Source organism: Stutzerimonas kunmingensis (genome assembly GCF_032106285.1).
GTDB lineage: Bacteria > Pseudomonadota > Gammaproteobacteria > Pseudomonadales > Pseudomonadaceae > Stutzerimonas > Stutzerimonas kunmingensis_B.
Window position 1 is genome coordinate 15,094 of record NZ_DAMCPO010000010.1, and the last position, 13,292, is coordinate 28,385.

General features: G+C 63.5%; 10 protein-coding genes. 6 read left to right on the top strand and 4 right to left on the bottom strand.

Going from position 1 to position 13,292, the window contains the following annotated elements; translation table 11 throughout:
* Positions 1 to 21: 21 nt before the first annotated feature.
* Entirely contained in the window at positions 22 to 375 is a 354-nt protein-coding gene (locus RT582_RS09875) for a hypothetical protein (RefSeq protein WP_041016025.1), read from the bottom strand.
* A 208-nt stretch (positions 376 to 583) separates the two neighbouring features.
* Between RT582_RS09875 and RT582_RS09880 the strand changes: the two genes are divergently transcribed.
* Entirely contained in the window at positions 584 to 1,003 is a 420-nt protein-coding gene (locus tag RT582_RS09880; protein ID WP_313240898.1) for a DUF488 domain-containing protein, read from the top strand.
* Here RT582_RS09880 and RT582_RS09885 read toward each other — a convergent pair.
* Together RT582_RS09885 and RT582_RS09890 are read right to left on the bottom strand one after the other, a co-directional pair.
* Positions 987 to 1,982, bottom strand: a complete 996-nt coding sequence (locus RT582_RS09885; RefSeq protein ID WP_313477273.1) for a TRAP transporter substrate-binding protein — start codon at positions 1,980 to 1,982, stop codon at positions 987 to 989. The genes RT582_RS09880 and RT582_RS09885 overlap by 17 nt on opposite strands.
* Before the next feature lie 346 nt (positions 1,983 to 2,328).
* Positions 2,329 to 3,324, bottom strand: a complete 996-nt coding sequence (locus RT582_RS09890) for a TRAP transporter substrate-binding protein (protein WP_125896826.1) — start codon at positions 3,322 to 3,324, stop codon at positions 2,329 to 2,331.
* A 357-nt stretch (positions 3,325 to 3,681) separates the two neighbouring features.
* On the opposite strand from RT582_RS09890, the gene RT582_RS09895 reads away from it, so the two are divergent.
* From RT582_RS09895 to RT582_RS22460, 4 genes are all read left to right on the top strand, one after another.
* Positions 3,682 to 4,629: an NAD(P)/FAD-dependent oxidoreductase gene (locus RT582_RS09895; RefSeq protein ID WP_313477274.1), complete on the top strand. Its 948-nt coding sequence runs from the start codon at positions 3,682 to 3,684 to the stop codon at positions 4,627 to 4,629.
* 273 nt (positions 4,630 to 4,902) lie between these two features.
* Positions 4,903 to 6,279, top strand: coding sequence for an L-serine ammonia-lyase (locus RT582_RS09900; protein ID WP_313477275.1), 1,377 nt, complete (start codon positions 4,903 to 4,905; stop codon positions 6,277 to 6,279).
* 128 nt (positions 6,280 to 6,407) lie between these two features.
* On the top strand, positions 6,408 to 9,002 hold the full coding sequence (locus tag RT582_RS22455) for a CheR family methyltransferase (protein WP_376785682.1): 2,595 nt from the start codon (positions 6,408 to 6,410) through the stop codon (positions 9,000 to 9,002).
* Positions 8,939 to 10,573: a hybrid sensor histidine kinase/response regulator gene (locus tag RT582_RS22460; protein WP_376785683.1), complete on the top strand. Its 1,635-nt coding sequence runs from the start codon at positions 8,939 to 8,941 to the stop codon at positions 10,571 to 10,573. Before RT582_RS22455 ends, RT582_RS22460 begins: the two co-directional genes overlap by 64 nt.
* Positions 10,574 to 10,682: 109 nt before the next feature.
* On the opposite strand, the gene RT582_RS09910 is transcribed toward RT582_RS22460, so the two are convergent.
* Positions 10,683 to 12,242, bottom strand: a complete 1,560-nt coding sequence (locus RT582_RS09910; protein ID WP_313477276.1) for a sigma-54-dependent transcriptional regulator — start codon at positions 12,240 to 12,242, stop codon at positions 10,683 to 10,685.
* Between the two features lie 251 nt (positions 12,243 to 12,493).
* Between RT582_RS09910 and phhA the strand changes: the two genes are divergently transcribed.
* Positions 12,494 to 13,279, top strand: coding sequence for a phenylalanine 4-monooxygenase (gene phhA / locus RT582_RS09915; protein ID WP_014819141.1), 786 nt, complete (start codon positions 12,494 to 12,496; stop codon positions 13,277 to 13,279).
* The last annotated feature ends 13 nt before the right edge of the window (positions 13,280 to 13,292 follow it).

Consider the following 13,292-nt stretch of genomic DNA (forward strand, 5'->3'; position numbering starts at 1 on the left):
CGCGGGACTACCTGCCCGCCGTCATTTCGCCGCCGCGGTGATCCGCGCGCCGTCCCGTTCGATGTGCTGCCCCTGCAGGAAGCGGTCATCGGACGTACGAATGCGAGCAACGCTGCCATCTTCGCGCTTGACCACATACAGCGTCTGTTCGAGTCCGGCAGCCTGCTGCGCGCCCTGCCCCATCAGGTAGCCGATGCCGCCACCGACCAGCGCCCCGACCGGGCCACCCGCCGCAGCTCCGAGCATGAAGCCACTGAGCCCACCGAAACCGCCACCGACCGCGCGATCCTCGTGCACTTCCAGAACCTCGTCTGCGCTGGCCAGACCGCTTGCCAGAATCGCTGCTGCTGCCATCAGAACCATTGTCTTTTTCATGTCACGCTCCTATCGAGTAATGAGTTGCACCCATTCTCTTCTTCACGAAGCGTGCCCAATATTTAACCCAACAAAATCAGATAGATAAAAAATTAAGGGTAGATATGACCAGCAAGTTATAAGTCATAAAAACCATTGATAGAGTATTTTTAACCCTGGCGCGGCAGTATCTTTTACCTAGACTCAGAGGCAGGCTCCGGAGGTACTGATGATTCAGTGCAAACGCGCATACGAACCACCGTCGCTGGAAGACGGCCAGCGCATACTGGTCGACCGGTTGTGGCCAAGGGGTTGCCGCAAGGACACCCTGGCGCTGCACGCATGGCTGCCGGACCTGGCGCCTTCCACGGCACTGCGCAAGGCGTTCAAGGGCGGGGAGATCGGGTTTGCGACGTTTCGCCAGCGCTATCGGGACGAACTGGCCGGCCACCCCGAACACTGGTGGGCGCTACTGGAGATGGCCGGCCGAGGCACGCTGACGCTGATCTACGCCGCGCAGGACGAGCGTCAGAACAATGCTCAGGTTCTGGCCGAATGGCTGGAGGAGGAAATGCAGCGACTGGAGCGTCCCAGCTCGCCGGCCTGCCTTGCCGGCGAACTGGACGGAAGGATCAACGGCGACGGTTGACCGTCATGGCCGCGCGAATCAGGTCGGCGCCGATTTCCGCTTCGTAGGTTTTCCAGACCGGCAACATCTGCTCGCGCCAGGCCTGGCGTTCTTCCGGCGTCAGGGTGATCAGCTGACTGCTGCCGCTGGCGAGAATGCGCTCGCGATCGCGGCGATTCACCGCCGCGGCCTCTCGGTTCACCGCTTGGGTCACCTCGAGAATGATGCCCTCCAGCTCCGAGCGTACGGCGAAGGGCATGTTCAACCAGAAATCGTTGTTGGTAATCAGCATGTAGTCGAGCACGCCGTGGTTGCTCTCGGTGATGTATGGCTGAACGCTGTGCATGTTCTGGCTGAGGATGTTCGACCAGGGATTCTCGGCGCCCTGGACCACACCGCCCTTGAGCGATTCATAGACCTTGGCGAACGGCAGCACGACCGGCTTGGCACCGACGGCGGCGAACTGCGACTCGAGCACCGGCGACGGCTGGATGCGGAACGCCAGCCCGCTGGCATCGCTCGGCTTGCGCAGCGGTGTGGTCGCGGATAGCTGCTTCAGGCCGTTGTTCCAGTAAGCCAGGCCGTAGACGCCATGGGCCGCCATCGAACGCAGCAGCTCACGCGCCGCCTCGCGCTTCTGGAAACGCTGCAGCGCTTCGGCGTCATCGAACAAAAAGGGCAGGTCGAACAGCTGCAGTTTCTTGGTGTAGGGCGCGAACTTCGACATCGACGGCGCCAGCAGCTGCACCTTGTTGTCGAACAGTGCCTGCATCTCCTCGGCATCGCCGACCAGAGTCGAGTTCGGATAGACCTCGACCTTGATCTTGCCTGCCATGCGCTCCTCGACCAGCTGCTTGAGCAGCAGCGCGCCCTTGCCCTTGGGCGTGTCGTCCGCCACCACGTGGGCGAATTTGATGACGATCGGCGCATCGGCGGCCATCGCCGGAGCACTCAACCAATACAGGGCTGCGATCAGCGCAGCGACACAAGACTTGTACATCTGACCCCCAACGGGAAAAGCCCGAAGGCGCCTCGTGAGCACCGTTCGAGTAGTTGATCGATTTTGATAAGGCCTGGCCTGGCGCAGGCGCGCAGCCGGTCTTTTATCTGAGGCGGCCAAATCAGCGCGTGTGGCAGTCGCCGGCTGGCCTTTATTGGAATGCGGCTGGCGAGGAAATCGGCGCGAGAGCCGTCGCCAGCCAGACGAAAGTCTTAGTGATCAACGCGTGCGGCACAAGGCCGAAAAAGCCCGACCAGCTCTCAAAACGAGACTTTGGTCGTAATTTGGCAGGCTTTGCCACAGGGCCCGCGGGAGCGCTCCGGCAGCAGAGGCCGGAGCGGTCGGGTCAGCGACGATTGACGGTCAGTGCCGCGCGCAGAATGTCACTGCCGATCTGCGCCTCGAACGACTTCCACACCGGCTGCATCTTCGCCCGCCAGGCCTGGCGCTGCTCTGGCGTCAGGGTGACCAGCGTGGTGCCGCCACTGGCGAGCAGCTGTTCGCGTTCACGCGCGTTGATCGAGGCTGCCTCGGCGTTCACCGTCTGGGTGACCTCGAGCAGGATGCCGTCCAGCTCCGAGCGCACCGCAAAGGGAATGCTGGTCCAGAACCTGGAGTTGGTCACCAGCATGTAGTTGAGCACGCCATGGTTGGTTTCGGTGACATAGCTCTGTTGGCTGCTGGCGCTCTGTCCGCGGATGTTCGACCAGGGCCCCTCGGTGCCCTGCACGGTGCCACTCTGCATCGCCTTGGACACCTCGGAGAACGGCAGGCGCACGGCTTTGGCATCCACCGCGGCGAACTGCGCCTCGAGCACCGGCGACGGCTGGATACGGAACGCCAGACCCGCCGCATCGGCCGGATTGCGCAGCGGCTGATTGGCCGACAGCTGCTTGAGACCGTTATTCCAGTAGGCCAGCCCGTAGATGCCCCGATCGGCCATCGAGCGCAGCAGCTCACGGCTGGTTTCGCGCTTCTGGAAGCGCGCGACGGCCGCCTCGTCGTCGAACAGGAACGGCAGGTCGAACACTTCCAGCTTCGGCGAATACTCGATGAACTTGGACAGCGAGGGCGCCAGCATCTGCACCTTGTTGTCCAGCAGTGCCTGCATCTCGTCGGCGTCGCCGACCAGCGTCGAATTCGGGTACACCTCGACCTCGACCTGGCCGGCCAGGCGCTCGCGCACCAGCTTCTGGAACAGCAGCGCGCCCTTGCCCTTCGGCGTGTCGTCGCCGACCACGTGGGCGAACTTGATGACGATGGGTTCCGCGGCTTGCGTGATGACTGGCGACAGCAGCAGGAACAGCGCCGCACAGGGCGCAACAACCAGAGACTTGAACAACTTTTTACCCCCACGGGAAATGAGCTCGGCACGGCGCCTCGTGAGCTCCGTTCGAGTGGTTTTGCGATTGGATGTGGTTCAGCCCACGCCTGGTAGGGCGTTGCCGAGATGTGTAGCGCGGGATCAGCGCACGGCGAACGAATTCGCAGGCTGATCTTTATTGGAATGGCGGTGACTGTTCAGTATCGGTTGGATATGCCCGGTCATCGAGCAGCGAAGTGTTGGCCATCAGCGGCTCTGGCACAAGGCTCGAAGCTCCGACCAGCTCTCAAAACCGAACATTGCATCGCTCAACCTCGGCGAACTTTATCGCCGCCGCCGGCTTCTACTGGCAACGCCCCGCCACTGGCCAATGCAATGACGCCCGCACAAACCGACCCGCAACCCATCGTGATCGACTGCCTGATCGTCGGCGGCGGCCCCGCGGGCCTCACCGCGGCACTGTACCTGGCGCGCTTCCGACGCAGCTGCATGGTGGTGGACGCCGGCTCGAGCCGGGCTTCGTGGATTCCGCGCTCGCGCAACTACCCGGGCTTTCCACCGGGCATCAACGGCAACGACCTGCTGGCAAGGCTGCGCGAACAGGCCAGCGGCTATGGCGCCCGCCTCGAACAGGGCCACGTCGATCACATCGAGTCCCACGCCGAAGGCTTCAGCGTGCGCTACGGCGATCGACTGTGCATAACGCGGCGGATCATTCTCGCCACCGGAATCGAGGACACGCTGCCGGACATGCCCGGCGTCGAAAAGGCCATCGACGAAGGCAAGGTGCGGCTGTGCGCGATCTGCGACGGCTACGAGGTCGATGGCGACAACGTCGCGGTCTACGGCGAGGCGGAAAGCGCCATCACCCACGCGGTGTTCCTGCGCACCTTCACCGACCGGGTCACCGTGATCGTGCATGGCGAGCAGGATGCCTGCGATCAGGCCATTGCCCTGGCCGAGCACTACGCCATCCGGCTGATCGGCGACCGCGTCGAGTCCCTGCACCCCTGCGAGACCGGCATCGAACTGCTGACCTGTCGCGGCGAGCGGCACCACTTTGACATCATCTACCCCAGTCTCGGTGCGCGCTTTCGCTCCGAACTCGCCGTGCAGCTCGGCCTCGACTGCGACGAGTGCGGCGGCGTCAATGTGGACGAACATCGGCAGACTTCGCTACGCGGCCTCTATGCGATCGGTGACGTGACCATGGGTCTGAAGCAGATCAGCGTCGCTATCGGCCAGGCCGCGCAGGCCGCGACCGCCGTGCACAACAGCCTGGAAGCCAACCCCTGGGGTGGCTCGGCGGCTACCCGCGCCTAGAGCAGTTCGCGCAGAAGCCTCCTCCCGGCGAATCGCGCCGCGGCCGAAACCCGGCAACATCCATGCGCCACCGAAGGTCTAGTGGCCTTGTGCGGTGAGTTGGTTGAGGCAAGTTCGGATGAACATGGCTCCAAGACAGGGCGCTGCGACGTGTCATAGCGGGCTATGGTAAGGAGCAGCAACGCAGTATCGGGCCCATGGGCGCCGAGATTGACCAACTGAACTTACCAAACAGGCCACTAGACTTAGACAAGCCTCGCAGCGGAGCACCTCATGTCACTCAGCGTCTTCGACCTGTTCAAGATCGGCATCGGCCCGTCCAGCTCGCACACCGTCGGACCGATGCGAGCGGCGTTGCGCTTTGCCGAGGGTCTGCGCAACGAGGAACTGCTCGCCGCCACCGACCACCTCAGGGCCGAGCTGTACGGCTCGCTCGGTGCCACCGGCAAGGGCCACGGCAGCGACAAGGCTGTGCTACTGGGGCTCGAGGGCGAGCTACCGGAGCGCGTGGACACCGCAAGCATTCCCCAGCGCATGGCAGCGATGCGTGAATCCCGCGAGCTGCGCCTGCTCGGCGAGAAGGTCATCCACTTCGATATCAGCAACGACCTGCAATTCATCCGCAAGCCGCTGGCCTTCCACCCCAACGGCATGATCTTCCGCGCCTTCGACAGCGCCGGCCTGCAGGTGCGCAGCCGCGAATACTATTCGGTGGGCGGTGGTTTCGTGATCGACGAGCAGGCCGCAGGCGACGACCGAATCGTCGAGGACGCCACCACGCTGCCCTACCCCTTCCACAGCGCCGCCGAGCTGCTGCAGCACTGCACCACGCACGGGCTGTCCATCAGTCAGTTGATGCTGGCCAACGAGGCGGCCTGGCGCCCGGAGGCCGATACCCGTGCCGGCCTGCTGCGCATCTGGCAAGTGATGCAGGACTGCGTCAAAGCGGGCTGCCGCACCGAAGGCGTCATGCCCGGCGGCCTCAAGGTCCAGCGCCGTGCCGCCGGACTGTACCGTCAGCTCAGCGAGCATCCGGAAGCCAATCTGCGCGATGCGCTGAGCGTACTCGACTGGGTCGACCTCTACGCCCTCGCGGTCAACGAGGAGAACGCCAGCGGCGGCCGCGTAGTCACCGCGCCGACCAATGGCGCCGCCGGGATCGTACCGGCACTGCTGCACTACTACATGCGCTTCATTCGTGGTGCCAATGAGGATGGGGTAGTGCGGTTTCTGCTGACGGCGGCGGCCATCGGCATCCTCTACAAGGAAAATGCGTCGATCTCCGGGGCCGAGGTCGGTTGCCAGGGCGAGGTCGGCGTGGCCTGCTCCATGGCTGCCGGGGCGCTGTGCGAAGTGCTCGGCGGCACGCCGCAACAGGTCGAAAACGCCGCAGAGATCGGCATGGAGCACAACCTGGGACTGACCTGCGACCCGGTCGGCGGGCTGGTTCAGGTGCCCTGCATCGAGCGCAACGCCATGGGCGCGGTAAAGGCGATCAACGCCGCACGCATGGCCCTGCGTGGCGACGGTAGCCACTTCATCTCACTGGACAAGGTGATCCGCACCATGCGCCAGACGGGCGCCGACATGAAGAGCAAGTACAAGGAAACGGCCCGTGGCGGGCTGGCGGTGAACATCATCGAGTGCTGATCGTCAGACGGGCAGTAATTGCCAACGCAAAACCCTATCATCCACGCTGCGCTGCAGCACAGGTCGGCTGCTACCGCACTCTGAACTACCTCTTGATCTCGCCATGGAAAGCCACAACAGAGGATCCAATGAGTACCAGCCCCGAGCCGTCAGCCCCGAAGAACAGCGATCTGGTCCGTAGCACTCTGCAATTCCCGGTCGTCGGGATCGGCGCGTCAGCGGGCGGTCTCAAGGCGCTGCTGACCCTGTTCGAACACATGCCGAAGGACTGCGGCATGGCTTTCGTGGTCATCATGCACCTGTCGCCCAGGCATGAAAGCAACGTCGACAAAATTCTGCAGAACGTGACCCGCATGCCAGTCGCACAGGTCGTCAGCCCGACCCTCATCGAGCGCAACCGCATCTACGTGATACCTCCCGCCATGGACCTGTCCATGGAGGACGGCTACCTGCGCCTGCAGCAACCGGAGCGCGAGCGCGGCGCGCAAGTCGCCATCGACCTGTTCTTCCGCGCCTTGGCGGATGTGCACCACAGCCACGCTATCGGTGTGGTGCTATCGGGCAGCGGGTCGGATGGTTCGGTCGGCCTGTCGCGAATCAAGGAGCAGGGCGGAATCACCCTGGCGCAGTCGCCGGAGGACGCCGAATACGACTCCATGCCTCAGAGCGCCATCGAAACCGGCATGGTTGACATCGTGCTGCCGGTTGCGGATATGCCACAACGCCTGGTCGAGCTGTCGCGCAACCTGCAAGCGCTGCTTGCCGACAAGGAGCCGCTGCCAACGCTGGCCGACGAAGAGCAGGCGCAACAGACAGATTCGCAGTACGACCGCACTCAACCGCAATCCAAGCCGAACGAATTGGCCTTGCGCGAGATTCTCGCCGCTCTGCGGGCTCGCACAGGCCACGACTTCCGCCACTACAAGCAGGCCACGGTGCTGCGGCGGATCGAGCGGCGCATGCAGGTCAACGCGCTGCGCGACATGCCTAGCTATGCCCAGCACCTGCAACAGCATCCGGAGGAAACGCCGGAGCTGCTCGCCGACATGCTGATTGGCGTGACCAACTTCTTCCGCGACCGCGAGGCCTTCGAAGCACTGGAACGTGACGTCATACCTGCCCTGTTCGACCAGAAGATAGATACAGAGGAAAAGTGCCTGCGCGTCTGGTCCGCGGCCTGTTCGACCGGCGAAGAGGCTTACTCTCTGGGCATGCTGCTGAGCGAGCAGGCAGGGGTACGCGGCGCTACCGGTGACTTCCAACTGCAGGTCTTCGCCACCGATATCGATGATCGCGCCCTGGAGACGGCGCGCGCAGGTCTTTATCCGGAAGCCATCGTCACCGACGTCCCGCCATCACGACTGCGCCAATACTTCGTCAAGGAGCAGAATCACTACCGCATGCAGAAGGAACTGCGCGAGCGGATTCTGTTCGCCCGCCACAACATCCTGCGCGACCCGCCGTTCTCGCGGCTGGACCTGATTTCCTGCCGCAACCTGATGATCTACCTGGACCGCGACATCCAGCTCGAAGTGCTGCGCATGTTCCACTTCGCGCTCAACCCCGGTGGCTATCTGTTTCTCGGCAGCTCCGAAACGGCCGACGCCTGCAGCCAGCTGTTCACTCCGGTGGACAAGAAGAACCGCATCTATCGCGCCAAGGAAGTCAGCTCATCGCTGCGCCGCACCCCGACCGGGCCTTTTCAGGGCTTCGCGCACGCCGCTCCGCCACGGGCACCGTCAAACCAGTCATTCAGCCGCAACAAGAAATTCTCGTTCGCCGACGTTCACCAGCGCGCGCTCGAGCAGTACGCGCCGCCGAGCGTGATCGTCAATCAGGAAGCCGAGATCGTGCACATGTCCGACCGAGCCGGCAGCTTCCTGCGCTACGTCGGCGGCGAACCATCGCTGAACCTGACGACACTGGTGCATCCCCAATTGCGTCTGGAACTGCGCACGGCCCTGTATCAGGCGACCCACACCGGCAAGAGCGTCGAAGCGCGCCGCGTGCAGCTAGAGCGCGAAGGCCGTAGCTCCTACGTGAACATGGTGGTACGCCCCTTCCGCGACAACGAGGCTGGCAACGAATACATGCTGGTGATTTTCGACGAAGTCGAAGCCTGCATGGACAGCAGCACGCTGGACAGTCCGGATGCCAAGGACAGCGTATTGACCCAGCTGGAGGCCGAACTGCAGCAGACCAAGGAACAGCTGCAGATCACCATGGAGCACTCGGAAACCTCCACCGAGGAACTGCGCGCCTCCAACGAGGAGCTGCAGGCAATCAATGAGGAGCTGCGCTCGGCCACCGAAGAGCTGGAAACCAGCAAAGAAGAGCTACAGTCGATCAACGAAGAACTCACCACGGTCAACTACGAGCTGAAAGCCAAGGTCGACGAAACCAGCAAGATCAACGATGACCTGCAGAATCTGATCTCCTCCACCGACATCGCTACGTTGTTCGTAGATCGCAAGATGCGCATCAAATGGTTCACGCCGCGCACGCGAGACATCTTCAACGTGATCGGCAACGATGCCGGGCGCTCCCTGCTGGACATCACACATCGCCTCGACTATCCGAGGCTACACAAGGACGCCGCCGAAGCCTTCGAGGAACTCCACCTGGTGGAGCGAGAGGTCAGCAATCGGGAAGGCAATCGTTGGTATCTGGCACGCTTCCTTCCTTACGCACCCTCGATGACCGTATCCAGGGTGCAGTACTGACTTTCATTGACATCACCGACCGTCGACGCGCCGAGGAACGACTCGAAGCCGGTGAAGCGCACCTGAAATTGCTGGCGCAGAGCACCAAGGGTTACGCCATCATCACCTTCGACTGCGATGGCATCATCACCACCTGGAACCGCGGAGCGCAGACGCTGTTTGGCTATGCGGAACAGGACGCTATCGGCCAGTGCATCGATATGCTCTACACCGAGCAGGATCGCCAGGCCGGCGTGCCGGAAGCCGAACGTAGACGAGCGCTGGAGCAAGGCCAGGCCTCGGACGAACGCTGGCACGTTCGCCGTGACGGCAGCCAGCGATTCTTCAGCGGTCTGGTCAATCCGCTGGTGGACAGCCACGGCGAGGTCATCGGCCTTGCCAAGATCGCCCGTGACCTCACAGAAGAACGCAAGCAGAGTTCCGCCCAACAGAACGAACTGGAGACGATCCAGGCGGCGAACCTGCAGAAGGATCAGTTCTTCGCCGTGCTGTCCCACGAGCTCAAGCACCCGTTGAACCTCATCCAGCTCAACACCGACCTCCTCGCACGGTCACCAATGGCAAAGAGTTCTCAGAGTCTGCGCAAGGCCACGCAGGCAATCCAGAACGCCGTACGCAGCCAGTCGCGGATCATTGATGACCTGATGGACGTCTCGCGCGTCCGCACCGGCAAACTCAAACTGCATTTCGCCACGCTGCGCTATCAGGAGGTGTTGCGCGGCATCGAATCGGTGTTCGCGCCGCTGGCACAGGCCGAGAACGTGACCTTCGAAGCCTTCAAGCCAGACGACCCCATTTATGTCCATGCCGACCCGACACGCCTGGAGCAGATCATCTGGAACCTGCTGAATAACGCCTGGAAGTTCACCAAGGGTGGCCAGCGCATCTGGATGCAGCTCGAACGCGAAGGCGAACAGGTACGGCTGGACGTGGTCGACACCGGCGAAGGCATATCCGCGGAATTCCTGCCCAAGGTCTTCGACATGTTTGGTCAGGCCGAAATGCAGCATTCCCAGCGCGCCAAGCACGGGTTGGGCATTGGCCTTGCGCTGGTCAAGCAACTGGTCGAGGCACACAACGGCCGCATTGAAGCCTACTCCGAAGGCCTCGGTCGTGGAGCACGTTTCAGCGTCTGGCTACCTGTGCATCTGCAGACCGAGATGGAGCTCAACCAACTCGCCAACGGCGGATACCTGGGCAGCCTCACCGGCATCAAGATCCTGCTGGTGGACGACTCGCCGGACATCCTCGAGACCATGTGCGAGCTGCTAGAGAGCGAAGGGGCCGACGTGACCACCTCTGGCGGCGGCGCGCAGGGCATTGAGCTGGCCGAGCAGAAGCCGTTCGACGTGATCATTTCCGACATCGGCATGCCGGAAGTCGACGGCCATCAGATGATGTCCGCTATCCGCCAACAGGGTGCCAACACCCGAACCCCGAGCATCGCCCTGACCGGTTACGGCACGCTGAATGATGTGGAAAAAGCCAAAGCCGCCGGCTTCACCGTGCACCAGCGCAAACCCATCGACCTGCAGGCGCTGATCGATGCAGTGACCCAGGCCGTACGCTGATTTCACGGGCTAGCAGCAGGGGCTGGCAAATAGCTCCCACGCTCCCGCAGAGCATGGGGGCGATCGACCTTGGGGCCAGCCATGCGAGCCCCTTCGTGGCCGAAAGGCCTCACGCCTCCGACTTGCCCACCCCATGCTCGCGCAGTTTGTTGGCGATGGTGGTGTGCGACACGCCGAGCCGCTTGCCCAGCTGGCGGCTGCTCGGGAACTGCTTGTATAAGCCCTCCAGCACGGCCTTCTCGAAGCGCCCGACGATGCTCGCCAGATCGCCCTCCAGGGAGAAATCGCCCAGCGGCTGCGCCGCGCCGTAGCCCGGCAGGCGGATGTGCTCGGGCTTGATGGTGCCGCCCTCACACAGCGAAACCGCCTGGAACAGGGTGTTCTCCAGCTGCCGCACGTTGCCCGGCCAGTGGTAGCCGGCCAGCCGCTCCAGCGCCTGCGGCGAGAGCGTCGGCAGCGGACAGCCGATCTGCCGGCTGGCCTGGTCGATGAAGTGCAGCGCCAGCGGCTGCAGGCCGTCGAGGCAATCGCGCAGCGGCGGGATATGCAGCGACAGCACGTTGAGCCGGTGATACAGATCCTGCCGAAACTGACCGTTGGCGCAGAGTTCGGACAGGTCGAGCTGGGTCGCGCAGATCACCCGCACATCCAGATAGACCTCCTCGTCGCTGCCGACCCGACGAAAGCCGCCGTCCTGCAGAAAGCGCAGCAGCTTGGCCTGCAGCCGCGGGCTCATCTCGCCGACGCCATCGAGAAACAGCGTGCCGCCAGCCGTGAGTTCCAGCAGACCGAGCTTACCTTCCGGGCGCGCGCCTTCGAAGGCGCCGGGGCCGTAGCCGAACAGCTCGGTCTCGGCCATCGACTCCGGCAGGCCTGCGCAGTTGAGCGCCATGAACGGTGATTGCCCACGCGGACTCGACAGGTGACAGGCGCGCGCCAGCAGCTCCTTGCCGGTGCCGGTCTCGCCTTCGATCAGCAGCGGCGCATCCAGCGGTGCCATGCGCCGCGCTTCACGTACCACCGCGGCCATCACTTTCGAGCTCTGGAAGATGCTGTCGAAGCCGCGCAGCTCCTGTTTGCGCACCTGGTAGATCCGCTCGCCGACCCGGTCGGCGCGATGCAGGGTCAGTACCGCGCCGGCCAATGCCTCGCTGTCGTCGTGTTCGGATTGCAGCGGCGCGATGTCGGCGAGGAAGACATCGCCCTTGATCTTCACCCGCAGGCCGTTGATCCGCGCCTTGTTGGCGCGCACCAGCTCGGGCAGGTCAAAGTCCTCGGCGTAGCGCGACAGGCTCATGCCCGGCACTTCGTCGACGCGCACGCCGAGCAGCTGCGCGGCGGCGCGGTTGGCGGCAACGATGGCGCCGCTCATGTCGATCGACAGCACGGGAAACTCCAGCGCACCGAGCAGCGCATTGAGCTCCAGCGAATGCCGCTCACTGGGCATCAGGCTGACCTTGCGTAGCTCGAACACGCCGGGCAGCGCCTCGATCTTCGGTCGCAGGGCCTGCAGTTGCAGGTTCATCAGGTTGGGGCAGTGCAGGTAGACGGCGTTGCCCTGCTCGCCGCCGACCTCGCCGCGGGCGACGTTGATGCCGTAGTCGACCAACAGGTTGAGCATGTCGCGCAGGATGCCGACGCGGTTCTGGCAGAGAATCTTGATACGCATGGCGAAGCCCTGTTGTTTTGTTGTGGGGCCGACGGCGCTTCGGTCGAGCGCCGCAAATTTCCGTCAAGATTATTTGCCAGATAAGCCGCTTGGCAATGCCGCCGATCCGGCCACTGACGAAAACGTCAGACTTTCCTTACAGACAACACCGGGCAAGGTGCGACATTGCGCCACAGAGGGACTCGCCGAGGGTCCGTCTTCGCGTTCGAATGAGGGCAACAACAAGATGCCCAAGCGGCCCAGGAGAAGCGATGAAGACCACCCACTACGTAGCCCGCGAACCGGACGCGCAGGGGCATATTCATTACCCCGACGCCGAGCACGCGGTGTGGCAGACGCTGGTCGAGCGTCAGCTGAAACTGCTCGACGGGCGCGCCTGCCAGGAATACCTCGACGGCCTCGACCAGCTCGCCCTGCCCCGCGAGCGCATCCCGCAGCTCGGCGAGATCAACCGCGTGCTGGCCGCCACCACGGGATGGCAAGTGGAGCGCGTACCGGCGCTGATCCCCTTCCAGCGCTTTTTCGAACTGCTGGCGAGCAAGCGTTTTCCCGTCGCGACCTTTATCCGCACCCCGGAAGAGCTGGACTACCTGCAGGAGCCGGACATCTTCCACGAGATCTTCGGTCACTGCCCGCTGCTGACCAACCCCTGGTTCGCCGAATTCACCCACACCTACGGCCAGCTCGGCCTCGAGGCCAGCAAGGAGGAGCGGGTGTTCCTTGCCCGCCTGTACTGGATGACCGTCGAGTTCGGCCTGGTGGATACGCCCGCCGGCCGGCGCATCTATGGCGGCGGCATCCTTTCCTCGCCGAAGGAAACGCTCTACAGCCTGTCCGCCGAACCCGAGCACCAGCCGTTCGACCCGCTGGAGGCGATGCGCACGCCCTATCGCATCGACATCCTGCAGCCGCTGTACTTCGTCCTGCCGGACCTCAAGCAGCTGTTCGACCTCGCCCAGCAGGACATCATGGCGATGGTGCGCGAGGCCATGCGCATGGGCCTGCACCAGCCGAAGTTTCCGCCGAAGGCCGCGTGATTCGGCCCTGTGC

Bases quoted from the DNA above. Each gene is read 5' to 3' on its own strand.
- RT582_RS09885 (WP_313477273.1), bottom strand. From the start codon at position 1,982: ATGTACAAGTCTTGTGTCGCTGCGCTGATCGCAGCCCTGTATTGGTTG.
- RT582_RS09875 (WP_041016025.1), bottom strand. From the start codon at position 375: ATGAAAAAGACAATGGTTCTGATGGCAGCAGCAGCGATTCTGGCAAGC.
- RT582_RS22455 (WP_376785682.1), top strand. From the start codon at position 6,408: ATGAGTACCAGCCCCGAGCCGTCAGCCCCGAAGAACAGCGATCTGGTC.
- phhA (WP_014819141.1), top strand. From the start codon at position 12,494: ATGAAGACCACCCACTACGTAGCCCGCGAACCGGACGCGCAGGGGCAT.
- RT582_RS09895 (WP_313477274.1), top strand. From the start codon at position 3,682: ATGACGCCCGCACAAACCGACCCGCAACCCATCGTGATCGACTGCCTG.
- RT582_RS09880 (WP_313240898.1), top strand. From the start codon at position 584: ATGATTCAGTGCAAACGCGCATACGAACCACCGTCGCTGGAAGACGGC.
- RT582_RS09900 (WP_313477275.1), top strand. From the start codon at position 4,903: ATGTCACTCAGCGTCTTCGACCTGTTCAAGATCGGCATCGGCCCGTCC.
- RT582_RS09910 (WP_313477276.1), bottom strand. From the start codon at position 12,242: ATGCGTATCAAGATTCTCTGCCAGAACCGCGTCGGCATCCTGCGCGAC.